This window comes from Actinomadura vinacea (genome assembly GCF_039532545.1).
GTDB classification, from domain to species: domain Bacteria; phylum Actinomycetota; class Actinomycetes; order Streptosporangiales; family Streptosporangiaceae; genus Spirillospora; species Spirillospora vinacea.
The window spans coordinates 69756-93123 of sequence record NZ_BAAARW010000012.1; the positions used below are offsets into that span (position 1 = coordinate 69756).

Annotated in this window: 16 protein-coding genes; 2 read left to right on the forward strand and 14 right to left on the reverse strand. The window is 72.9% G+C overall.

Going from position 1 to position 23368, the window contains the following annotated elements; translation table 11 throughout:
* Positions 1-400: 400 nt before the first annotated feature.
* Together ABD340_RS15675 and ABD340_RS15680 are read right to left on the reverse strand one after the other, a co-directional pair.
* Positions 401-1921: a DUF2079 domain-containing protein gene (locus tag ABD340_RS15675; protein ID WP_344589694.1), complete on the reverse strand. Its 1521-nt coding sequence runs from the start codon at positions 1919-1921 to the stop codon at positions 401-403.
* Positions 1922-2135: 214 nt separating this feature from the next.
* The gene (locus ABD340_RS15680) at positions 2136-3344 is read right to left on the reverse strand and encodes an RNA-guided endonuclease InsQ/TnpB family protein (protein ID WP_344589695.1); all 1209 of its coding nucleotides are present in this window, start codon (positions 3342-3344) and stop codon (positions 2136-2138) included.
* Positions 3345-3509: 165 nt separating this feature from the next.
* Here ABD340_RS15680 and ABD340_RS15685 point away from each other — a divergent pair, with 165 nt between their 5' ends.
* The gene (locus tag ABD340_RS15685; protein ID WP_344589696.1) at positions 3510-4325 is read left to right on the forward strand and encodes a hypothetical protein; all 816 of its coding nucleotides are present in this window, start codon (positions 3510-3512) and stop codon (positions 4323-4325) included.
* A gap of 58 nt (positions 4326-4383) precedes the next feature.
* Here ABD340_RS15685 and ilvC read toward each other — a convergent pair whose 3' ends face one another.
* The 4 genes from ilvC to ABD340_RS15705 all read right to left on the reverse strand — a co-directional run bounded on the left by ilvC (position 4384) and on the right by ABD340_RS15705 (position 11117).
* Complete coding sequence (ilvC, locus tag ABD340_RS15690; protein ID WP_344589697.1) at positions 4384-5367, reverse strand: ketol-acid reductoisomerase; 984 nt, start codon at positions 5365-5367, stop codon at positions 4384-4386.
* Positions 5368-5448: 81 nt separating this feature from the next.
* A complete protein-coding gene (gene ilvN / locus ABD340_RS15695; protein ID WP_344589698.1) occupies positions 5449-5973 on the reverse strand; it encodes an acetolactate synthase small subunit in 525 nt (174 codons plus the stop codon).
* Between the two features lie 5 nt (positions 5974-5978).
* A complete protein-coding gene (locus ABD340_RS15700; RefSeq protein ID WP_344590686.1) occupies positions 5979-7880 on the reverse strand; it encodes an acetolactate synthase large subunit in 1902 nt (633 codons plus the stop codon).
* Positions 7881-7976: 96 nt separating this feature from the next.
* Positions 7977-11117, reverse strand: a complete 3141-nt coding sequence (locus tag ABD340_RS15705; protein WP_344589699.1) for a putative bifunctional diguanylate cyclase/phosphodiesterase — start codon at positions 11115-11117, stop codon at positions 7977-7979.
* 505 nt (positions 11118-11622) lie between these two features.
* Here ABD340_RS15705 and ABD340_RS15710 point away from each other — a divergent pair.
* Entirely contained in the window at positions 11623-12741 is a 1119-nt protein-coding gene (locus tag ABD340_RS15710) for a PQQ-dependent sugar dehydrogenase (protein WP_344589700.1), read from the forward strand.
* Here the strand turns inward: ABD340_RS15710 and ABD340_RS15715 are convergent.
* The 8 genes from ABD340_RS15715 to ABD340_RS15750 all read right to left on the reverse strand — a co-directional run bounded on the left by ABD340_RS15715 (position 12738) and on the right by ABD340_RS15750 (position 23306).
* Positions 12738-13202 (reverse strand): hypothetical protein, encoded by a 465-nt coding sequence (locus tag ABD340_RS15715; protein WP_344589701.1) that lies wholly within the window; start codon positions 13200-13202, stop codon positions 12738-12740. The genes ABD340_RS15710 and ABD340_RS15715 overlap by 4 nt on opposite strands.
* 155 nt (positions 13203-13357) lie before the next feature.
* A complete protein-coding gene (gatB, locus tag ABD340_RS15720) occupies positions 13358-14839 on the reverse strand; it encodes an Asp-tRNA(Asn)/Glu-tRNA(Gln) amidotransferase subunit GatB (protein WP_344590687.1) in 1482 nt (493 codons plus the stop codon).
* Between the two features lie 14 nt (positions 14840-14853).
* Positions 14854-16389 (reverse strand): Asp-tRNA(Asn)/Glu-tRNA(Gln) amidotransferase subunit GatA, encoded by a 1536-nt coding sequence (gene gatA, locus ABD340_RS15725; protein WP_344589702.1) that lies wholly within the window; start codon positions 16387-16389, stop codon positions 14854-14856.
* Positions 16390-16391: 2 nt separating this feature from the next.
* Positions 16392-16691 (reverse strand): Asp-tRNA(Asn)/Glu-tRNA(Gln) amidotransferase subunit GatC, encoded by a 300-nt coding sequence (gatC, locus tag ABD340_RS15730; RefSeq protein WP_344589703.1) that lies wholly within the window; start codon positions 16689-16691, stop codon positions 16392-16394.
* 123 nt (positions 16692-16814) lie between these two features.
* Positions 16815-18950 carry a putative bifunctional diguanylate cyclase/phosphodiesterase gene (locus ABD340_RS15735; protein ID WP_344589704.1) on the reverse strand — a complete coding sequence of 712 codons (2136 nt, stop codon included), beginning with the start codon at positions 18948-18950 and terminating at the stop codon, positions 16815-16817.
* Between the two features lie 259 nt (positions 18951-19209).
* A complete protein-coding gene (ligA, locus tag ABD340_RS15740; RefSeq protein ID WP_344589705.1) occupies positions 19210-21378 on the reverse strand; it encodes an NAD-dependent DNA ligase LigA in 2169 nt (722 codons plus the stop codon).
* Positions 21379-21480: 102 nt separating this feature from the next.
* Positions 21481-22491 (reverse strand): methionine synthase, encoded by a 1011-nt coding sequence (locus ABD340_RS15745; protein ID WP_344589706.1) that lies wholly within the window; start codon positions 22489-22491, stop codon positions 21481-21483.
* Positions 22488-23306, reverse strand: coding sequence for an LLM class F420-dependent oxidoreductase (locus tag ABD340_RS15750; protein ID WP_344589707.1), 819 nt, complete (start codon positions 23304-23306; stop codon positions 22488-22490). Before ABD340_RS15750 ends, ABD340_RS15745 begins: the two co-directional genes overlap by 4 nt.
* Positions 23307-23368: the final 62 nt, after the last annotated feature.

Below are 23368 nucleotides of genomic sequence, written 5' to 3' on the forward strand. Positions count from 1 at the left end.
GCAGAGGAAAGGGAATGCTGTGGGTGCGGGATAAGTCGCGAGTCACCACGGTGTGCCCTCGGCTCGTCCCTGAGTCTATCCTCCGCCGGACGCGCCCCTCGCGAGCCGGGCGACAGACGCCTGAACACCCCTTTTGTCCCCGTAGGCACCCCAGTCCCCCGGGTCGTGCCCGGCCGCCCCGTACCGCGAAGAAGCGCCCTGTTCGACCGGCGCGGCCGGCCGCCCCGGGCCGACAGCCGCCGCGTCCGCGCAGGTCGGGGCGTCCGCCGCGCCCCGCCGCCCGGTCCGGCACGGCGGGGCCGCATCCGGACGGGGCCGCGTCCGGCCGCCGCGCTCCGGGGCTTCCCGGCCCGCCCGCGCCCCGCGGGGAGGCGGAGATCACACCGGGGTCACAGCCGGTCTATCGGCGGGTGAGGACGATGTATCCGCCCTGCCGGAACACCGGCCGGTAGCCCTCGGCGACCAGCGCGTCGACCCGGCGCCGCTGCTCGTCCAGGGACTTGAAAGGGAAGGTGTGCCGTCCGATGTCGGCGACCACCCAGGGGGCGCGGCGGGGTTCGCGGTCCCACAGCAGCACGCGGGTGCGGGCGGAGAGCGCGGGCCCCAGGTTGTTGGCGGTCTCGACGAGCGCGTCGTCCGGGACGGCGGCGACGGCGGCCGCGGCGGCGCGGTCGCGCGCGTCGCGCCGGTAGAGGTCCGGATCGGCCAGGTCACCGAGGGCGAAGAACGGCACGGTCACCGCCGCGCCCGCCAGCAGCGCGGCGGCGGGCAGGTGCGGACGCAGCCGGCGCGGCAGCCGGCGCAGGACGGCGCCCGGACGGGCCCGGCGGAGCACCGCTGACGCCCGGCCGCCGCGCAGCCGGTACGCGCCGTCCACCGCCGCCATGACCAGGATCGCGACGATGAAGGCGTTGTAGTGGTAGCGCGGCTCCCACCAGTTGGCGAAGCGGTCGGCCAGCATCCGCTCGGCCAGCAGCGGCAGGGCCGCCACCACCAGCGGGGACCGCAGCGGGAGCAGCAGCAGCGGCAGCACGAGCAGCGCCATCGTGAGCAGCTTGATCGGCGGCGAGCCGAGCGTGCCGAACAGGATCCACGGCCGTGTCAGAACGTGCACGGCGGCGCCGGCCATGTCGTCGCCGAGCGAGCCGTAGGCCCAGTAGTAGTCGTTGTCGCCGCCGAACAGCGAGATCAGCACGCGCGAGGACGCCCAGGCCGCGACGAGCCCGGCCGCCGCGTAGCCCGCCCCGGCCCGGCGCTCGCCCCGCCGGGCGAGCAGGACGAGCCCGAACCCGACCAGGAGCAGGCCCATGTCCTCCTTGACCATGAGCAGCGCCAGCGCCGCCGCGGCGGCCTGGACCCGCCGGCCCGCGTCGTACCGCTCCACCAGCAGCGCCGACAGCAGCGGCACGAACGCCGCCTCGTGGAAGTCGAACGCCAGCGCCTCGGCGACCGGCCACGACAGCGCGTACGCCCCGGCGACCAGGTGGGCGGAGGACGGTCCGAACCGCCGCGCCGCGTACCGCCAGATCGGGACGGCCGCCAGCGCGAACAGCACCGCCTGCGCGACCAGCAGGGTCTCGGGGCCGTCGTGCAGCCAGTACAGCGGGGCCAGCACCGCCAGTATCGGGGAGAAGTGGTCGCCCAGGACGGAGAAGTCCGGGCCGAAGCCGTTGTGCACGCCCTTGACCATCGCGACCGGGGCGCCGAACCGGCTGTAGGAGCGCAGCGCCTGGTCGAAGATGACCAGGTCGTAGGTGCTGGCCTGGAACGCCCGCATCCGCAGCAGCGAGGACGCGGCGTACAGCAGGGCCGACAGGGTGACGAGCGCGGCCAGGGCCGGGACGTGCCGGGGGCGTCCGGGCGCTGGCCCCGCGGGGGTTTCCGGTACCGTCGCGCGCCCCGCCGCCACTGCCTCCGCCACGTGCCCGAACGCTACCCCATCCGCGCCGCGTCAGGACGGGCCGTGGCGCGCACGAAAAGACAACACCGCGGGGCCACACTTCTCCGTCCCGCGGGACACGGAGCACGGCGGTCACTGTGAGCGATCTTTCCACGCCTTACCGTAACTACGACCTACCTGGAGAGCCGCTTGACCTCCTCCCCCTCCCGAGGGAGGGAGATTCCAACCCGTGGCCTCAGGAGAGGAGGACGAGTTGAGGTTCGCGGTTCGTCCGTCCCGATACTCCGGGGCGTCCCCGCGCAGCGACCGCCGGTCCGGCGGCCGACGCAGACTGACGCGCTGCGTGGGCGATGTTGCGTGCCGCGTTCACATCGGCGTTGCCCGCGTGGCCGCAGGACCGGCACCGGAACCGCGCTTGGCTCTCACGCGCCTCCCGATCCACGACCCCGCACAACGAGCAACGCTGACTGGTGTAGGCGGGGTCGATCCGCACGACGCGGCCGGGTGCCTTGTGCTCCAGCCGGGCCACCAGCAGGCCCCACCCGGAGGCGAGGATGCCCCGGTTCAGCCCGGCCTTCTGCCGCACGTTGCGGCCCGGCCGCTCGAGCGTGCCCCGGGCCGAGGCCGTCATCGCACGGATGTCGAGGTCTTCGACGCCGATCACATCGAAGGACCGGGCCAGAGCGGTGCTGGTCTGCTCGACCCAGTTCTTGCGCCGGTCGGCCTGGCGTGCCATCAGCCGCGCGATCGCGGCCTTGAGACGGGCCCGACGCCTGCCGCCGGGCTTGGCGCGCGACAGTTTGCGGCGCAGCAGGCCCAGCCGCCGCGACTCGCCCGGGGTCAAGCCGGGGACCCTCAACAGGTCCCCGGCCGAGGTCGCGGCCGCCACGGTCACACCCCGGTCGACACCGGCCACCGCGCCGTTGCCGGGACCGGGGACCAGATCGGGGACGTGCGCGAAAGCGACATGCCAGCGGCCCGCCCGGTCGCGGGTCACCCGGTAGGACTTCACCCCTTCGGGAACCGGCCGGGACATCCGGAACCGCACCCACCCCACCTTGGGGACCTGCACCGCACCCCACCTGCGCGACAACCGCCGCACCTGGTGAGGCTTGAGCCCGACCTGCCGGAACCCTTCATGCAGCCCGGCCTTGCGCCAGGTGGGCCGCCTGTGGGTACCGGCGAAGAAGTTCGCCATCGCCTGGTTGAAATCGCGCAGCGCCTGCTGCTGCACCGTCACACTCCCAGCGGCCAACCAGCCGAACGCGGCACGGGCCTCGGTCAACTGCCGGCACTGCTCAGCGAACCCCGGCGCCCTGCCCCGGAAACGGGACCACCAACCCTGCTGCTCCACCGCCAAATTCCACACAAACCGCGCATGCGCACAATGCCCGAACAGCAGTTCCTCCTGCTCGGAAGTGGGATCAAGACGGTACCGGGACACGCGATGACCATACCGTTAGACCTCGAACAAAGGAGCGAAAATGCGCCGCATCACGCCTGCTCGACCACCATCCGCGCTGGAGGGCAGATGCTTTTTCTCCGCCCTGCTCCGCAAGGGTCCGATTCCTCCCCGACCTGAAGGCCGAGGCATCCTCGGAGATTTCCAGTGAACTCGGAGTGCGCGATCAGTGTGCTGCAGGACCTCCTGCGTGTGTACGACCACCGGTTCCTGGGCCTGGACGGGCCGGAGCGCGAGCGCCTGGTGGAAGGGACCCGGCGGGTGCTCGGCGAGGAGGCCCTCGGCGACGCCGCCCGCGCCGCGCTGCCCTCGGGGCACCGGCTGCGCGCGTTCTGCATCCGGCACGGCCTGCGCGCGGAGCTGGAGCGGCTGATCCGCGACGAGGTGGAAGGCCGTCCGGCGGGCGCGGTCGTCGTCGGCGGCCGGGTGTACGCGGTGTACCCCTACCTGCGCGGCGTCCCGCGCCAGGACGCCGACATCACCGCCGAGGTCGGGGTGGCGCACCGGCTGGACGCGGCGGGCTGGCAGGGCCGGCGGGCGCGGCTCCGCGGCCGGGCGGCGCTGGAACGGGTCGAGGCGCGCGAGACCGGCGTGGAGATCATCCTGCGCGAGCGGGGCACGCGGGCGGAGCGGCGCGTCCCGGCGGTGGTCGGCGACGAGGGCTTCGAGGCCGACGTGGCCGTCCCGGGCCCCGGCCTGTGGGACGTGCACGTGGCCGCGTCGGCGCTGGGCGTGCGCCGGGAGGCGCGGCTGGGCGCGGTGCGCGGCGCCCGGCTCAAGGCGGGGCCGCAGCGGCGCGGGCTCGGCGACGGCACCGCCGCGACGCTCCACTTCACCGAGGACGGCCACCTGGCGCTGCTCGTCGAGGACCGTGCGGCGGGCCGTGCACAGGACCGCGCCGAGGGCCTGGGGCCGCGCGGCCTCGTCCGGCGCCTGCTGTCTTTTCAGCTCAACGTGCGCTGACGCGCTCGGGCCGCCCGCTGCGGCAGCGGGCGGCCCCGAGGCGACGGACGGCACGGGCTCAGTCGTTGAGCCAGCTCATCATCGGGCGCAGCTGCGCACCGGTCTTCTCGATCGGGTGCTCGGCCAGCTGCTCGCGGTACTTGCCGAACTGGACCTGGCCGCCCTCGAACTCGGCCACCAGCTCCTTGGCGTACTCGCCGGACTGGATCTCCGCGAGGATCTTGCGCATCTCCGCCTTGGTCTCGGAGGTGATGACCCGCGAGCCGCGGCTGTAGCCGCCGTACTCGGCGTTGTCGGACACCGACCAGTACATCTTGGAGATGCCGCCCTCGTAGATGAGGTCGACGATCAGCTTCACCTCGTGCAGCGTCTCGAAGTAGGCCACCTCCGGCTGGTAGCCGGCCTCGGTGAGCACCTCGAACCCGTTCTTGATCAGCTCGGAGAGCCCGCCGCACAGCACGACCTGCTCGCCGAACAGGTCGGTCTCGGTCTCCTCGGTGAAGGTGGTCTTGATGCCGCCGGCGCGCAGGCCGCCGATGGCCTTGGCGTACGACAGCGCCAGCGGCCATCCGTTGCCGCTCGGGTCCTTCTCCACCGCCACGATCACCGGCACGCCGCGGCCCGCGGTGAACTGGCGGCGCACCAGGTGGCCCGGGCCCTTGGGGGCGACCATGCAGACGTCCACGCCCTCCGGCGGCTGGACCAGGCCGTAGCGGATGCTGAAGCCGTGCCCGAAGAACAGCGCGTCGCCCTCGACCAGGGCGGGCCTGATGTCCTTCTCGAAGATCTCCCGGTGGTGGTGGTCGGGCGCCAGCAGCATGATCAGGTCGGCCTCCTCGGCCGCCTCCGCCGGGGTCACCACCCGCAGCCCCTCGGCCTCGGCCTTCTCCCGGCTGGGCGAGCCCTCGCGCAGCCCGACCCGGACGTCCACGCCGGAGTCGCGCAGCGAGAGCGCGTGCGCGTGGCCCTGGCTGCCGTACCCGATGATGGCCACGTGCCGGCCCTGGATGACGCTCAGGTCCGCGTCGTTGTCGTAGAACATCTCAGCCACTGTGCTGCTGCCTTTCGTTGTTGATATCGGGGCGATCCCGGATTGTCCGGGGTCGCTCCCGGACGCGCGGGCTCAGGCGCTGCGCTCGATGGCACGCAGCGAACGGTCGGTGATGGAGCGGGCGCCGCGGCCGACGGCCACCATCCCGGACTGCACCAGTTCCTTGATGCCGAACGGCTCCAGCACCCGGATCAGCGCGTCCAGCTTGTCGCGGTTGCCGGTGGCCTCGATGGTGACCGCGTCCGGGGCCACGTCGACGACCTTGGCGCGGAACAGCTGGACGGTCTCCAGCACCTGCGACCGGGTCTCGGCGTCGGCGCGCACCTTGACCAGCACCAGCTCGCGCTGCACCGAGGCGGACGGGTCCAGCTCGACGATCTTGAGCACGTTGACCAGCTTGTTCAGCTGCTTGGTGACCTGTTCCAGCGGCAGCTCGGCCACGTTCACCACGATGGTCATCCGGGAGATCTCGGGATGCTCGGTGACGCCGACGGCCAGCGACTCGATGTTGAACCCGCGCCGCGAGAACAGCGCCGCGACCCGGGCCAGGATGCCGGGCTTGTTCTCCACCAGCACCGACAGGGTGTGCAGGCTCATCGCGGTCAGTCTCCGTTCTCCCAGTCGGGCGCCATGTCCCGGGCGATCTTGATGTCGTCGTTGGTGGTGCCGGCGGCGACCATCGGCCACACCATCGCGTCCTGGTGGACGACGAAGTCGATGACCACCGGCGTGTCGTCGATCTCCATCGCCTTGGCGATGACCGCGTCGACGTCCTCGGCCCGGTCGCAGCGCAGCCCGACGCAGCCGTAGGCCTCGGCCAGCTTGACGAAGTCCGGGACGCGGACGGTCCTGGTCTCCTTCGACTGGAGGTCGGTGTTGGAGTAGCGCCCGTCGTAGAAGAGCGTCTGCCACTGCCGCACCATGCCGAGGTTACCGTTGTTGATCACCGCGATCTTGACCGGGATGCCCTCGATCGCGCAGGTCGCGAGCTCCTGGTTGGTCATCTGGAAGCAGCCGTCGCCGTCGATCGCCCACACCTGGGTTCCGGGCGCGCCGACCTTGGCGCCCATCGCGGCCGGGACGGCGTAGCCCATCGTGCCCGCGCCGCCGGAGTTGAGGAACGCGCCGGGCCGCTCGTACTTGATGAACTGCGCGGCCCACATCTGGTGCTGGCCGACGCCCGCCACGTAGTAGGCGTCCGGACCCGCCATCCGCCCGATCCGCTCGATGACGTACTGCGGCGACAGCGAGCCGTCGTCGGGCTCGTCGTAGCCGAGCGGGTAGGTCTCGCGCCAGGCGTTCAGCTGGCGCCACCAGTCGGCGTAATCGCCCTTGCGCCCCGCGTCGTGCTCGACCTGGACCGCGACGATCAGGTCGGCGATCACCTCGCGCGCGTCCCCGACGATCGGGACGTCGGCGTGCCGGTTCTTGGAGATCTCGGCCGGGTCGATGTCGGCGTGCACGACCTTGGCGTGCGGGGCGAACCCGTCCAGCTTGCCGGTGACCCGGTCGTCGAAGCGGGCGCCGAGGGTGACCAGCAGGTCGGCCTTCTGCAGGGCGCCGACCGCGCCGACGCTGCCGTGCATGCCCGGCATGCCCATGTGCTGCGGGTGGCTGTCGGGCAGCGCGCCCTTGGCCATCAGGGTGGTGACGACGGGGGCGCCGGTCAGCTCGGCCAGCACCTTGAGTTCCGCGGACGCGCCGGCCTTCAGGACGCCGCCGCCGACGTACAGCACCGGGCGCTCGGCCTCCACGATCAGCCGTGCCGCCTCGCGCACCTGCTTGGAGTGCGGCCGGGTGACCGGGCGGTAGCCCGGGAGGTGCGTGCTGACGGGCCACTCGAAGGCGAAGGTGGACTGGAGGGCGTCCTTGGCGATGTCGACCAGCACCGGGCCGGGACGGCCGGTGGCGGCGATGTGGAACGCCTCGGCGATGGTGCGGGCAATGTCCTCGGCCTGGGTCACCAGGAAGTTGTGCTTGGTGATCGGCATCGTGATGCCGGCGATGTCGGCCTCCTGGAAGGCGTCGGTGCCGATCGCCTTGCTGGCCACCTGGCCGGTGATCGCCACCAGCGGGACCGAGTCCATGTACGCGTCGGAGATCGGGGTGACCAGGTTGGTCGCGCCCGGCCCGCTGGTGGCCATGCACACGCCGACCTTGCCGGTGACCATGGCGTAGCCCTGGGCGGCGTGCCCGGCGCCCTGCTCGTGCCGGACCAGGATGTGGCGGAGCTTCTTGGAGTCGTAGAGCGGGTCGTAGGCCGGAAGGATCGCGCCTCCCGGGATCCCGAACACGGTGTCGACGCCGACGTTCTCCAGGGCGCGGACCAGCGCCTGGGCTCCCGTCATCTGTTCGGTCGTCATGTTCCAGTTCCTTGGAGAAGTCTGTGCTCGCTGGGAGCGCGGGGTCCGCGGGCCACCCGTTCTCAGGTCACACGGCCAACAAAAAACCCCCGCCGCCGGATGGCGGTCGAGGGGCGCGCGCAGGACGAGGTGCTTGGTCAGCCTGCGCGCCGACCAAGTACTACGAGAATGATGGAACTGCTCTGCACGGGCCCCACTTTCGCCGACTTCACGCCCGTGGTCAAATCCCTGGACAAATTATCTCACCATGCGAGATGGCATGGGCGGTTCGTCCAGCGGCAGCGCGATCTCGCCGGGCAGGTCGCGGGCCTCCAGGTTGGTGCGCACCAGCGACTCCACCCGGCCCGCCCCCATCGGCCGCGCCACCAGGTAGCCCTGGCCGCGCGGGCACTCCATCTCGCGCAGCAGCTCGAACTGCTCGGGCCGCTCGATGCCCTCGGCCACCACCGTGAGCCCCAGGTCGCTGCCCAGCCGGACGATCGTCCGGGTGAGCAGGGTCAGCGTCTCGTCCGAGCCCAGCCCGGCCACGAACGACGGATCGATCTTGATGATGTCGACCGGGAGCTGCCCGAGGTAGGCCAGCGAGGCGTAGCCGGTGCCGAAGTCGTCGATGGCCAGCCGCACGCCCAGGTCGCGCAGCTCCGACAGCCGCGCCACGCTCTGCCCGGCGTCCTCGACCAGCACCTCCTCGCGCACCTCCAGGGTCAGCGCGCTGGGCGGCAGCCCGGTCTCCTCCAGCGCCGCCGCCACCGACTCCACGAACCGGGGCGCCGCGATCTGCCGCGCGGTGAAGTTGACCGACAGCCCGATGTCCCACGCCTCGCCGCGCCAGCCCGCCACCTCCCGGCACGCCTCGCGCAGCACCCAGTCGCCCAGCGGCACCATCAGCCCGGACTCCTCCGCCGGGCCGATGAACCGCTCCGGCGGGACGCTCTCGCTCCCCCGCCACCAGCGCAGCAGCGCCTCCACCCCGGTCACCCGGGAGGTGGCCAGCTCCACCACCGGCTGGAACTCCACCGCGAACTGCTCCTCGGCCATCGCCCGGCGCAGATCGCCGCCCAGCTCCAGCCGCCGCACGACGTCGGAGTGCATGTGCGGGGCGAACACCTCGACCCGGCCGCCGCCCAGCTCCTTGGCCCGGGCCATCGCCAGATCGCCGTTGCGGATCAGGTCGGCGGCGCTGCGCCGCAGCCGCCGTCCCGCGGCCGTCCCGGACCGCCCCGCCCGGCCGGCCGCGGTCGCGCCGGCCTCCTCGTCGCCCGCGAACGCGATGCCGATGCTGGCGGTCAGCGCGATGCCCTTCCCGCCCACCTTGTACGGCTCCAGCGTCAGCACCCGCAGCATCCGCTCCGCCAGTTCCACCGCCGCGGGAGTCTCGGCCGCCTCCGCGCCGCCCCCCGCCCCGTCCGCCGGAAGCTGCACCAGCACGGCGAACTCGTCGCCGCCCCAGCGGCACACCGTGTCATCGGCCTGGACGGTCCCGCGCAGCCGCCGCGCCGCCTGCGCCAGCACCTGGTCGCCGGCCGCGTGCCCGGCGGAGTCGTTCACGGCGGTGAAGCCGTCGAGGTCCACGAACAGCACCGCGACCCGGCCGCCGGACGGCTGCCGGGACAGCAGCTCCCGGGTGCGCTCCTCGAAGTAGGCGCGGTTGGGCAGCCCGGTCAGGCCGTCATGGAAGGTCAGATGGGTGACCTGGCGGCGCAGCGCGGCCTGCTCGCTCAGGTCCCGGGTGATGATCAGGAGCCGGCCGGGGGCGTCGCCGGTGCCGCTGTACCGGGTGATCGTCGACTCGGTGGGCAGCCAGGTCCCGTCGGCCGCCCGGACCCGGCAGGCCAGCCGCAACGTGCCGTCCCCGAGCTCCCGGACCACCGGGGCGACCGCGTCGGCCTGGTCCGCCGAGCCCGGGACGGCGTCGTCCACCGGATCGTCCACCGGGTCGTCCGCGGCGGCGCCCCAGCCCTCCTCCGCGTCATCGGTGTCATCGGCGTCCTCGCCCGCCAGGAACTCGGCGAACCCGGCGCGCACCCGCGGCAGGTCCTCCGGGTGGACGATCTCGTGCAGCGACCGGCCGAGCAGTTCCTTGGGCGTGTAGCTGTAGGTGCGCAGCGCGCCCGCGCTGACGTACTGGACGATGCCCCTCAGGTCGCAGATCAGCACCGCGTCGTTGATGCTCTCCGACAGCGCGCGGAAGTGCTCCTCGCCGGCGCCGACCGCGCCCCGCAGCAGCTGGTTCTCCCGCAGCAGCCCGGCCAGCCGGGCCAGCACCACCAGCGTGGCCGTCCCGGCGACCAGCGGCACCACCGGCTCCAGGCCGTTGGCCCCGGTCAGCGAGTGCCCGGCGACGAACAGCGCCGCCGCGGCCGCCGCGGCGGCGGTGGCGATGCCCGGGCCGATCAGCCGGCCGCCGCCGGGGCCGTCGGTCCCGTCCGCGCCGGCCGGCCCCATCGCCGGATCGCCCGGCACATCCCAGACGGGCCCCTGCGCGGGCTCGCCGGCGGGCGGGTCGTCCACCTCCCCCGGCGCGGCCGGCGCCGCGCCGGTCAGCGGGATGAGGATCAGCAGCAGCAGGCCGCCCAGCCGGAGGATGTCGGCCGGGTCGTCGACGGGCGCGCCGCCGCGCAGCCGCACCACCGTGGTCACGATGTCGGCCGCGGCGAAGGCGACCAGCGCCCCGTACGCCGTCCAGGCCGTGCGCCGGTGGCCCCGGGACGAGCTCAGCACGAACGGCAGCGCCCCGCACACCAGCACGATGTCGATCAGCGGGTACAGCAACTCCAGCAGGAACTCCGACGGGGTCTCCCCCGACCGGTGGTACAGCCCGCTGAACTGCGCCACCCAGCCCAGCACGAACAGAGCACCCGCGCAGACGTAGGTGTCGGCCGCGTACCGCACCCACGGGTAGGCGTCCCGGGGCAGGCGGATCGGCACGATCAGGCCGGTGACCAGCGCCCCCACCGCTACCAGGTAGAACAGGTCGGTCACCGACAGCGACAGCGCGCTGCGGCTCGACACGGTGGACGACACCGCGCTGCCGAACGCCGCGACGCACCACGACGCGGCCGCGATCCCGAACCACCGCCACGACGCCCGCCACACCGACGGCGGCGGCGTCCCTTCGGAGTCCGCGACGTCGCCGGCGGGGTCGTCGTCAGCGGCGCCGGTCGCGGAACCGGTGCCGGACGGGCGCCGGGACGCGGCCAGCAGCGTCCCGGCGGCGATCACGGCGGCGGCCGCCTCACCCCAGGAGATGAAGGCCGTGCCGCCCCAGCCCAGCAGCGAGCCGATGGCGTAGAGCACACCGGCGATCGCGACCATGCCGACCGGTAGCGCCCGCGGCGGGACCCGCCGCGGCGACCACCTGGCCCTGTCGCCGCCCATCGCGCCGTGTCCCCTCCTGACCGTCCCCAGAGCCGCCGACGCCACGGCGGCGCCGCGTCCCGGGGGTTGTTCGTGCTCTTCTTTGCTCCATGCCGGTTGATCGATCCACGCCGGTCACCCGTCAACGCCGGCGCGCGGTCGAACGTGCCCCGCGCGGGGTTGGGCACCGGGATCGCGGCGCGCGCATCGCTGCGCCGACTGTAGGTCAGCGACGTTGCTGCAGTGCGGGATCACCGTGTCGCTCAATGTACGTTCCCTAGGTCACGGACCGATTGAGGCTGGGCGTCCACCCGGAGACGAACGACCTTGTCGGACGTCCGCGCCCGGGCGAGTCGGCCCCTGACCGGCGCGATCGCGCGGCGCCGGGGCCGGCCGTTGTGCGGCACAGCCCTCATTATGGGGGCGGCTCCCGAACGCGCCGCGGAAAACGTGCACGCCGCGCGGCGGACCGGAACGCGATCGACGTCACATCCGTAGTAGAGATTAAGTGACGGAGAGGCGATCCATGAGACAGCACTCGATCAGCGCGGTCGCGGTGGCCACGGTCCTGCTTGCGGGCGCCTGCTCGTCCGGCGCCGAGGGCGGTGGCGGCGGCGGCGCGGCCCGCACCCCCGCACCGATCGCGTCCAGCGGCGGCGGAACCGTTCCCGGCGCGGCGCGGATCGGCGCGGCGCGCGAGCTGGCCACCGGCCTGGAGGTCCCGTGGGGCGTCGCGTTCCTCCCCGGCGGCGACGCCCTGGTGACCGAACGCAACAGCGGCGACCTGCTCAGGGTCACCCCGCAGGGCAGGGTCGGCGAGGTCGGGAAGGTGCCCGGCGTGGCGGCCGAGGGCGAGGGCGGCCTGATGGGCGTGGCGGTGTCGCCGTCGTTCGACCGCGACCGGTACGTCTACCTGTACTTCACCGCCGCCGATGACAACCGGGTGGTCCGCTTCCGCTACGACGACCGCGTCGGCGCGCTCCAGCCGATCGTGACGGGCATCCCCAAGGGCAGCAACCACAACGGCGGCAGGATCGCCTTCGGCCCCGACGGGCTGCTCTACATCGCCACCGGCGAGCGGTACGAGCTCGAGCTGGCCCAGGACCGCGACTCGCTCGGCGGCAAGATCCTGCGCGTCACGCCCGACGGCAAGCCGGCGCCGGGCAACCCCTACCGCACCAGGCTCTGGTCGTACGGCCACCGCAACGTCCAGGGCCTGGCCTGGGACGAGGGCAAGCGCATGTACGCCACCGAGTTCGGCCAGGAGCGCTTCGACGAGATCAACCGCATCGAGCGGGGCGCCAACTACGGCTGGCCGCGGGTGGAGGGCGTCGGCGGGCAGCGGCAGTACACCGATCCGCTGCTGACCTGGGCCACCGCGGAGTCGTCGCCGTCCGGTCTCGCCTACGCGGGCGGCTCGCTGTGGGCGGCCGGGCTGCGCGGCGAACGGCTGTGGCAGGTGCCGCTGGACGGCAAGGGGGGCGCGGGCCGTCCCATCGCGCACTTCGAGGGCCGGTACGGCCGCATCCGCGCCGCCGCGGCGACCCCCGACGGACGCTCCCTGTGGATCACCACCAGCAACCGTGACGGCCGCGGCGATCCGCGCCAGGGGGACGACAAGATCCTCGTCGTCCCGCTCCGTTAACCGGTGGAGCCCTGGCGCACGCCCTGCTGGCACGCGTCCATGTACGGCTGCTTCCCGGCCGGGAACTTGGCGCCCTCCTTGACCAGCTTCTGGTAGCCGGACTCGCAGAAGTTCGCCGGGGCCTTGCCGCCTGTCTGGGCGACGGCCTGCGAGGTCGTGTCCACCACCAGCTGGCGGCCGTACTTGGCGCCCTTGGCGTCGATCATGACGACCTGCAGGCCGGGCGGTGGAGGCGGCGGGGGCGGGGCACCGCCCGGCGCGGCGGTGTCGCCGCCCGGCGCGGTCGGGGCGCCGGACGACGGCGCGCCCGGGGCCTGCCCCGGCGAAGCAGGCGCGGTAGCCGTACCGGACGCGGACGGCGGCGCGGCCTTCTCACCGTCGTCGCCGCCGCACGCGGCCGTTCCGAAGGCGATGAGGCCCAGTGACGCGGTGGCCAGCAGCGTGGTCAGGTTCTTGTTCAACTTTTCCTGCTTCGTCCCGGCGGGCACGATCAGTGACGGACGATATCGCACCGTCCGTCCGCAGGCGCTGCTATTTGCCGGGACCGCCGGAGCGCCGGGCGATAAGGGAAATGTCACCCTTGAGGGGCGCTTTATGGGCGCCCCTCAAGGATGCTTCAGGACACTCCGAGACGCTCCAGGATCAGCTGCCGGGCCCGGCCCGCGTCGGCCTGCCCCCGGGTCGCCTTCATCACCGGGCCGATCAGCGCGCCCACCGCGTTGACCTTGCCGCCGCGGACCTTGTCCGCCACGTCCGGGTTGTCGGCGATCACCTGGTCGACGATCGCGGTCAGCTCGCCGTCGTCGCTGACCACCTTGAGACCGCGCGCCGCGACCACCTCGTCGGGCGTGCCCTCGCCGTCCAGGACGCCCGCGAACACCTGCCGGGCCAGCTTGTCGTTCAGCTCGCCGGCCGCGACCATCTCCTGGATCCGCGCCACCTGCGCCGGGGTGATGGGCAGGTCGGGCAGCTCCACGCCCAGCTCGCCGGCGCGCCGCGACAGGTCGTTCATCCACCACTTGCGGGCCGCGGCCGCGTCGGCGCCGGCCTTGATCGTCTCCTCGATCGGGTCGAGTGCGCCGGCGTTGACGACGTCGCGCAGCTCCAGGTCGGACAGGCCCCACTCCTTCTGCACCCGCGCCCGGCGGGCCGCGGGCGGCTCCGGCAGGGTGGCGCGCAGCTCTTCCACCCACTCCCGGGCCGGCGCCATCGGCACCAGGTCGGGCTCGGGGAAGTAGCGGTAGTCCTGCGCCTCCTCCTTGCTGCGCCCGCTGGTGGTGGCCCCGGTCTCCTCGTGGAAGTGGCGGGTCTCCTGGATCACCCGGGCGCCCGACTCCAGCACCCCGGCCTGCCGCTCGATCTCCGAGCGCACCGCGCGCTCCACCGACCGCAGCGAGTTGACGTTCTTGGTCTCGGTGCGGGTGCCCCACTCCGTCGCGCCGCGCGGCATCAGCGACACGTTCACGTCGCAGCGCATCGAGCCCTGCTCCATCCGCACGTCCGACACGCCCAGCGAGCGGACCAGCTCGCGCAGCTCGGTCGCGTACGCGCGGGCCACCAGCGGCGCCTTGTCACCGGTCGCCGGGATCGGCTTGGTGACGATCTCCACCAGCGGGATCCCGGCCCGGTTGTAGTCGACCAGCGAGTGGTCCGCGCCGTGGATGCGCCCGGTGCCGCCCATGTGCAGCGACTTGCCGGTGTCCTCCTCCATGTGGACGCGCTCGATCTCGATCCGGTACGTCTCGCCCTCGACCTCGACGTCCAGCCGGCCGTCCACGCACAGCGGCTCGTCGTACTGCGAGATCTGGAAGTTCTTCGGCATGTCCGGATAGAAGTAGTTCTTCCGGGCGAACCTGCACCACTCCACGATCTCGCAGTCCAGCGCGAGCCCGATCTTGATGATGCCCTCGATCGCGGCCCGGTTGGTCACCGGCAGCGCCCCGGGCAGCCCCAGGCAGACCGGGCAGACCTGGGTGTTCGGCTCGGCGCCGAACGCGGTGCGGCAGCCGCAGAACATCTTGGTCTCGGTGCCCAGCTCGATGTGCGTCTCGATGCCCAGCACCGGCTCGTACCTGGCCAGCGCCTCGTCGTACGCCATCACCGTCGGCGTGCTCACTTGGCCGCCACCTCCGCAAGCTCGGGGGCCTTGGCCAGCAGCGGGCCGCCCCAGCGGTCCTCCAGAGCCCGTTCCACCGCGGCGCCGACCCGGTACACCCGGTCGTCGCCCAGCACCGGCGCCATGATCTGCAACCCGACCGGCAGGCCGTCCTCGGCGAGGCCGCACGGCACGGAGATGGCCGCGGTGCCCGCCAGGTTGGCCGGGATCGTGCACAGGTCGGCCAGGTACATCGCCATCGGGTCGTCGGCGCGCTCCCCGATCGGGAACGCGGTGGTCGGCGTGGTCGGCGAGACCAGCACGTCCACCTGCCCGAACGCGGCGTCGAAGTCGCGCGCGATGAGCGTGCGGACCTGCTGCGCCTTGCCGTAGTAGGCGTCGTAGTAGCCCGAGGACAGCGCGTAGGTGCCCAGCATGATCCGCCGCTTGACCTCCGCGCCGAACCCCTCGGCCCGGGTCAGCGCCATGACCTCCTCGGCGCTGCGGGAGCCGTCGTCGCCCACCCGCAGCCCGTACCGCATGGCGTCGAAGCGCGCCAGGTTGGACGACGCCTCCGACGGCGCGATCAGGTAGTACGCGGGCAGCGCGTAGGAGAAGTGGGGGCAGGACACCTCCACCACCTTGGCGCCCAGCGACTCCATCAGCTCCACGGCCTCGTTGAAGCGGGCCAGCACGCCCGACTGGTAGCCGTCGCCGCCGAACTCCTTGACCACGCCGACGGTCAGGCCGGTCACGTCGGCGCGCCGGGCGGCCTCCACGACCGGCGGGACCGGCCGGTCGATCGAGGTGGAGTCCATCCGGTCGTGCCCGGAGAACGCCTCGTGCAGCAGCGCCGCGTCCAGCACGTTGCGCGCGAACGGGCCCGGCGTGTCCAGCGACGACGCGAACGCGATCACCCCGTACCGGGACGACCCGCCGTAGGTCGGCTTGGTGCCCACGATCCCGGTCACCGCGGCCGGCTGCCGGATCGAGCCGCCGGTGTCGGTGCCGGTCGCCAGCGGCGCCTCGAACGCGGCGACCGCCGCCGAGGACCCGCCGGACGACCCGCCCGGGATCCGCTGCCCGTCCCACGGGTTGCGGGTCACGCCGTAGGCGCTGTTCTCGGTGGACGAGCCCATCGCGAACTCGTCCATGTTGGTCTTGCCGAGGATGACCAGCCCGGCCTCGCGCAGCCGGGCGGTGACCGTCGCGTCGTACGGCGGCCGCCACCCCGCCAGGATCTTCGACCCGGCGGTGGTGGGCATGTCGGTGGTGGTGAACACGTCCTTGTGCGCGATCGGCACCCCGGCCAGCGGCCCGAGCTCCTCCCCCGCCGCGCGCCGCTCGTCCACCTTGCGCGCCTGGGCGAGCACGGCGTCCTCGTCCACGTGCAGGAACGCGTGCACCGCGCCGTCGACGGCGGCCACCCGGTCCAGGTGCGCGCGGGCCACCTCGGCCGCGGACGCCTGGCCGGAGGCGATCAGCTCCGCCAGCTCCGCCGCGGTCCGCCTGACCAGATCGCCGCGTCCCCCCGACTCACTCGGCTCTGCCATGGTCAGGCCTCCTCGTCCAGGATCCGGGGGACGCGGAAGCGCTGCTGCTCGGCCGCCGGGGCGCCCGACAGCGCCTGCTCCGGCGGCAGCGAGGGCCGGACCTCGTCGGCCCGGTAGACGTTGGTCAGCGGCAGCGCGTGCGAGGAGGGCGGGATGTCCTCCGCGGCGACCTCCTGCACCCGCGCGACCGCGGAGATGATCTGGTCGAGCTGGGCGGCGAGATGGTCGAGCTCGTCATCGGCCAGCGCCAGCCGGGACAGCCGAGCGAGGTGCGCCACCTCGTCACGGGTGATGGCGGACATGTGAGAACCGTTCCTGCGATCGATGAAGTTAGCTGCCATCCTATGGGCCCCGGCGAGCCGTCCCCCACCGCTTTCGCGGCCCGGCGAGGCGCGCGGCCCGGGTGCGCGGGCGTCAGGGGTTGGTCACGCGGCCGGTTCCGGGGCGCGTTCCATGCGGCGGCGCAGCCAGTCGGTCGCGGTGGCGGCGTCCATGGGGCGGCCGAAGTGCCAGCCCTGCGCGGCGTCGCAGCCCATCTCGCGCAGCAGCACGGCCGTCTGCGGGTCTTCCACGCCCTCCGCGACCGAGCGCAGTCCCAGGGTGCGGACCAGGTCGACGATGGACCGGACGATCACCGCGTCGTCGGTGGAGGTGGTGATCCGGGACACGAACGAGGCGTCGATCTTGATCTCCTCGACCGGCATCCGCTTCAGCCGGACCAGCGAGGAGTAGCCGGTGCCGAAGTCGTCCAGGCTGAGCGGGATGCCCAGCGCGGCCAGCGCGGCCACCGTGTCGGAGGCGTAGGCCTGCTCGTTCATCAGGATCTTCTCGGTGATCTCCAGCTGCAGCGAGGCGGCCGGCAGGCCGCGGCTCAGCAGGCCGCTCTCGACGGCCTCGACGAGGCCGGTGTCGAGCAGGTCGCGGCCGGAGGCGTTCACCGCCACCTGGACGGTCAGGTCCTCCCGCCACCAGGCGGCCGCCTGCGCCAGCGCGGCCTCGACCACGCACTGGGTGATCGACCGCATCAGGTAGGTCTGCTCGGCGATCGGGAGGAAGTGCTCGGGCTCCAGCAGGCCCTTGTCGGGGTGCCGCCAGCGCACCAGGGCCTCCATGCCGACCAGCTGGCCGTCGTGCAGCGAGACCTTGGGCTGGTAGTACAGCTCCAGCTCGCCGCGGTCGACGGCGCGCCGCAGGTCGCCGAGCATGGTGAGGCGGGCCGGTGAGTTGCGGTCCTTGGCCGGCGAGTAGACCTCGACGCCGGTGCGGCTGCCCTTGGCGTTGTACATCGCCACGTCGGAGCGTTGCAGCAGCAGCTCGAAGTCGGGGGCGTGGTCGGGGAACAGCGCGATCCCGACGCTGGCCTCCAGGTCGAACGACATGCCGTCCAGCCGCACCGGCTCGCTGAGGGCGGCGCGCAGCCGGGCGGCGACCTCGCGGGCCGCGGCGGCGTCGCGGACGGTCGGCAGCAGCACCGCGAACTCGTCGCCGCCGAGCCGGGCCACCAGGTCGCCGGGGCGGACGCTGTGCGTGAGCCGGTGCGCGACCAGTTGCAGCAGCCGGTCGCCGGTCGGGTGCCCGAGGGTGTCGTTGACCTCCTTGAACCGGTCGAGGTCCAGCAGGAACAGGCCGGCGCGGCGGACGGGCTCGCCGGCGCCCTTGCGGCGGCGGGCGGCGGCGTCGGCCAGCCGCGACCGGCGACCGGAGGAGCGGGCGCCGGCGGATCGCGCGCCCGCGGCGCGCGCTTCCGCGAGCGCCTCCTCGGTGCGCACGATCAGCAGCTTGCGGTTGGGCAGCCCGGTGAGCCCGTCGTGCAGCGCCTGGTGCTCGCGCCGCACCGAGACCGAGGCGTTCAGGTAGACCGCGATGAACGGCAGCACGATCAGCGGCACGAAGGCGGCCGAGCGGTCCATCGCGACGACCATCAGCGGCGCCAGCCCCAGCAGCGCCAGATGCACCAGTACCTGGTAGCCCAGGTCCCACCGCAGCGCCTTGAGCAGCGAGACCCGTTCGTGCAGTGCGATCGCGGCGCCGACCAGGGTGTCGTTGCAGGCGAAGTAGACGGCGCCGGCCAGCGCGATCGCGGGCAGGTCGTGGCCTTCCGGCACCCACAGGGAGGTGGGCGTGGCGTGCACCCCGAACAGCATGAGGACCAGCTGGGCGGCGCCCAGGCTGAGGGTGTACTGGGCGACGTTGAACGCGATGCGGTGGGGGCTGCGGCCGCGCAGGATGCCGCAGGTGGCGGCGGCGACGGCCTGGAGCAGGGCGGCGATGGGCAGCCCGGCGTACAGCAGCGCCGCGAACGAGAACGTCGTCGACGTCGTGGCGCCGTTGTTCTCGGTGGAGCCGGGCGTGATGATCGGGCGGAGCTCGCCGAACACGATGAAGCAGCCCAGGATCCAGAAGAGCGGGTTGCCCACGAGGGCGTCGACGTCGGCGCCGGACAGCCCGGCGAGCGAGCCGGCACACGCGGCGACGCCCGCCAGGACGACGACCACGAAGTAGATCCACAGCGGGGAGCCCCGCCGCGGCATCGTGTTCCGCGTGTTGTTCGGGTCCTTCATCACATCCTCGGGGGGAAGCTCGAGGGCCGTCCCCCCCGGCCGGCGCGGCCGCCGGCGGCTGGAGGGCGTTCCCCTGTGTTACGACCGGATGTTCTGGTGGGTCGTGATGACAGGGAGGGTACGACCTTCACTCAACTTCGCGAAACCGATTGGGTACGTTCCGTTATGCCCATTCTGCACCAGGACTCCGGCTGTGGGTAGTCGTACTGTACCGTTGGGTAACCTCAGCCTGGTTAACCGCGCAACGACCACGGGCCGGTCATGCGCCCCCGCTCTGGGTCACGCTTTTGGCCGCTTCCGGCCCCTCGTCCAGCAGGACGCGGAAGCCGGCCTCGTCTAGCAGCGGAACGCCAAGCTTGACCGCTTTGTCGTATTTCGACCCGGGGCTGTCGCCCGCGACGACGAAGCCCGTTTTCTTGGACACCGACCCGCTGACCTTGCCGCCCAGCCGCTGCACCGCCTCGGTGGCCGAGTCGCGGCTGAACTCCTCCAGCGACCCGGTGATCACCACCGTGACGCCCTCCAGCGGGCGCGGACCGGCCTGCCCCTCGTCCTCCATCCGCACCCCGGCGGCCGCCCACTTCTCGACGATCTCCCGGTGCCAGTCCTCCTCGAACCACCGCTTGATCGAGGCCGCGATCGCCGGGCCCACCCCGTCGACTCCGGCCAGCTCCTCCTCGCTCGCGGCGCGGATGGCGTCCATCGAGCGCATCTCGCGGGCCAGATCCTGCGCGGCGCTCGGGCCCACGTGGCGGATCGACAGCGCCACCAGCACCCGCCACAGCGGCTGCTCCTTGGCCTTCTCCAGCTCCTCGAAGAGGATCTCGACGGTCTTCTTGGGCTCGCCCTCCTTGTTGGCGAAGAAGGTCACGACCTTCTCCTCGCCGGTCTTGGGGTCGACCCGGGCCAGGCCGGTGCGCGGGTCGCGCACCACCGTGCGGATCGGCAGCAGCTTCTCGACCGTCAGGTGGAACAGGTCGCCCTCGTTCTTGACCGGCGGGTCGGCGGGCTCCAGCGGCTGGGTCAGCGCGGTCGCCCCGACGTAGCCGAGCGCCTCGATGTCGAGGGCCCTGCGGTCGGCCAGGAAGAACAGCCGCTCGCGCCGCTGCCCGGGGCAGAACCGGGCGTTCGGGCAGCGGATGTCGGCGTCGCCCTCCTTCTCGTACGCCAGCTCGGTGCCGCACTCGGGGCACTGCGCGGGCATCGTGAACTCGCGCTCGGACCCGTCGCGCAGAGCCGACACGGGCGCGACGATCTCGGGGATCACGTCGCCCGCCTTGCGCAGCACCACCATGTCGCCGATCAGCACGCCCTTGCGCTTGACCTCGCTCGCGTTGTGCAGCGTCGCGAACGCCACCGTGGACCCGGCGACCTCGACCGGCTCCATCACGCCGTACGGGGTGATCCGCCCGGTCCGGCCGACCCCGACCTTGATGTCGAGCAGCCTGGTGTTGACCTCCTGCGGCGGGTACTTCCAGGCGATCGCCCAGCGCGGCGCCCGCGACGTCGAGCCCAGCCGCCGCTGCAAGGGGAACTGGTCGACCTTGACGACCACCCCGTCGATCTCGTACGCCGGGTCGCGCCGGTGCTCACCGTAGTACTCGATGTACTCCCGGACGGCGTCGATCGAATCGACGACCTTGTAGAGGTCGCTGACCGGCAGGCCCCACTCGCGCATCAGCTCGTACGACTCGGCCTGGCTGTCGGGCTGCCTGCCGCCCTGCCAGCGCCCGAAACCGTGGATCAGCATGTCGAGCGGCCGCCGCGCGGTGACCCGCGGGTCCTTCTGCCGCAGCGACCCGGCGGCGGCGTTGCGCGGGTTGGCGAACGGGTCCTTGCCCGCCTCCATCTGGATCTCGTTGACCTGCTCGAACCCCTCGACCGTGAGGAAGATCTCGCCGCGCACCTCCAGCAGCCCCGGCCAGCCGTCGCCGGCCAGCCGGGACGGCACCGAGGTGATGGTGCGGACGTTGAGGGTGACGTCGTCGCCGGTGCGGCCGTCGCCGCGGGTGACCGCCCGGACCAGCCGGCCGTCCTCGTACACCAGCGCGATCGCCAGCCCGTCGATCTTCGGCTCGCACAGATAGGCGGCGATCTTGCCCGCCTCCCTGACCACCCGGTCGTCCCAGGCCAGCAGCTCGTCGGCGTTCATCGCGTTGTCGAGGCTCTGCATCCGCTCCAGATGCTCGACGGGCGCGAAGTCGGTGGAGATCGGGGCGCCGACCTTCTGCGTCGGCGAGTCGGGCGTGACCAGCTCCGGATGCCCGTCCTCCAGCGCCTTCAGCTCGCGCATCCGCCGGTCGTAGTCGGCGTCGCTCAGCGTCGGGTCGTCGAGCACGTAGTACCGGTAGTTGGCCTCGTCGATCTCCTCGCTCAGCCGCCGGTGGCGCTGAGCCGCCTCGGTGGGCACACCCTCGCTAGCGGTCATGCCCCCATTCTGTCCCCTGCCGGCGACGTCGTGGACGGCCGCCGCACCCCGTCCGACGTGCCCGGATACCGTCCGAGACGGGTCGGTCACGGCCTTCCGGCGCTACTCGGCGGCCTCGTGCAGCATCCGGGCGGCGTCGCGGCAGCGCTTCAGCGCGGCCCGCACGTAGCGCGGCGAGGCGCCCGCCAGGCCGCACCCGGGTGTGATCACGACCTGCTCGGCCAGCCGCGCCGAAGGGAAGCCCAGCCGCCGCCACAGCTCCCGGACGGGCGCCGCGGTGGCCTCCAGCGACGGCAGCGACGCGTCCGTGCCCGGCACCACGCCGAAGAACAGCCCGACTCCTGCGTCGATCGTCTCGCCCACGGCGTCGTCGTCCCGCTGCGGGGCCAGCTTGAGGTCGACCGAGATCGCCCTGGCCCCGGCCCCGCGCAACAGTGCGTAAGGAACCGACCGCGCACAGCAGTGCACCACCGGGAACGCGTCGTCGCCCACCGCCTCGATCACCTGCCGCAGGCCGTCCTCGGCCAGCGGCGCCTCCACCGGCGGCAGCCGGGAGAAGCCGCTGGCGGTCGGCACCCGCCCGGCCAGCGCGGCGGGCAGCCCCGGCTCGTCGATCTGCAGCAGGACGCGGGCGCCCGGAAGCCGCCGCCGCACGTCCGCCACATGCCGGGCCACGCCCTCGGCCAGCGAGGCCGTCAGATCCCGCACCGCGCCCGGGTCCTTCAGGGTGCGGTCGCCGTGCCGCAGCTCGATCCCCGCCGCCAGCGTCCACGGGCCGCAGACCTGGATCTTGAACGGCCCGTCGTGGCCGCCCGCCGCCTCCTCCAGCACGTCCAGATCGCGCGCCAGATGGTCCAGGCTGCGCCGCGTGTCGCGGCCCGGACGGTCGGAGAACCGCCACCCTGACGGCTCCACGTGCACCGCCAGGTCGACCAGCAGCCCCGCCGTCCGGCCGATCAGATCGGCGCCCGGACCGCGCGCCGGCAGCTCCGGCAGGTGCGGCAGTTCCGGCAGCTCGCCCAGCACGATCCGCAGCGTTTCCGCCGGGTCGCCGCCGGGGTACGAGCCGACGCCGGTCGCGGTCCCCGCCCCCCAGGGGAATGCCCCGCTCACAGCAGACCGGCCAGAAGGTCGAGCTCGCGGAGGGTCTCCGCCTCCGGGAGCGTCTTGAGATTGAACAGGACCTGGTCGACGCCCGCGGCCTCCAGCTCGGCCACCACCGCCGCCTCGGGCGGGACGCCGAACACCGTGACCGGCACCCGCCGCCCGGCCCGCTCGCGCAGGTCGGCGATCTGATCGGCGAGCGCCTCGGTGCCGCGGCCGTAGATCGGCATCCAGCCGTCCCCGAACGCCACAACCCGGTCGAACGTCGTCGGCCCCGCACCGCCGAGCATGACCGGGGGATGCGGGCTCTGGACGGGCTTGGGGTAGAGGAAGACCGGGTCGAAGTCGACGAACTCGCCGTGGAACTCGGCCTCGTCCCGCGTCCACAGCGCCTTGACGGCCCGCACCCGCTCTTCCAGCAACCGCATCCGGGTGCGCGGGTCGGTGCCGTGGTTGCGCATCTCCTCGCGGTTCCAGCCGGCGCCGACGCCCAGCACGGCGCGTCCCCCCGACACCTGGTCGAGCGAGGCGACCTCCTTGGCCAGCACGATCGGGTCCCGCTGGACGACCAGCGCGATGCCGGTGGCGACCTCCAGCCGCTCGGTGACCACCGCGGCCGCGGTGAGCGCCACGAACGGGTCGAGCGTCCGGTAGTACCAGCGCGGCAGCTTGTCGCCGCCGGGCCACGGGGACTCCCGCTTCACCGGGATGTGGGTGTGCTCGGCGACGTAGAGGGCCGCCAGACCGCGTTCCTCAAGGGCACGGCCCAGCTCGGCGGGGCCGATGCCCTCGTCGGTGACGAACGTGGACACACCGAATCTCACAGATCCTCCTCGCGAAGCGCGCACGGAAGCTACCGGCAACGGAACTTATCGGCCCGGCCCCT

Excerpts from the sequence above, each read along its gene's own strand:
- ligA (WP_344589705.1), bottom strand. The coding sequence starts at position 21,378 with ATGACCGCTAGCGAGGGTGTGCCCACCGAGGCGGCTCAGCGCCACCGG.
- ABD340_RS15705 (WP_344589699.1), bottom strand. The coding sequence starts at position 11,117 with ATGGGCGGCGACAGGGCCAGGTGGTCGCCGCGGCGGGTCCCGCCGCGG.
- gatC (WP_344589703.1), bottom strand. The coding sequence starts at position 16,691 with ATGTCCGCCATCACCCGTGACGAGGTGGCGCACCTCGCTCGGCTGTCC.
- ABD340_RS15735 (WP_344589704.1), bottom strand. The coding sequence starts at position 18,950 with ATGAAGGACCCGAACAACACGCGGAACACGATGCCGCGGCGGGGCTCC.
- gatA (WP_344589702.1), bottom strand. The coding sequence starts at position 16,389 with ATGGCAGAGCCGAGTGAGTCGGGGGGACGCGGCGATCTGGTCAGGCGG.
- ilvC (WP_344589697.1), bottom strand. The coding sequence starts at position 5,367 with ATGTTCTACGACAACGACGCGGACCTGAGCGTCATCCAGGGCCGGCAC.
- ilvN (WP_344589698.1), bottom strand. The coding sequence starts at position 5,973 with ATGAGCCTGCACACCCTGTCGGTGCTGGTGGAGAACAAGCCCGGCATC.
- gatB (WP_344590687.1), bottom strand. The coding sequence starts at position 14,839 with ATGGCGTACGACGAGGCGCTGGCCAGGTACGAGCCGGTGCTGGGCATC.
- ABD340_RS15710 (WP_344589700.1), top strand. The coding sequence starts at position 11,623 with ATGAGACAGCACTCGATCAGCGCGGTCGCGGTGGCCACGGTCCTGCTT.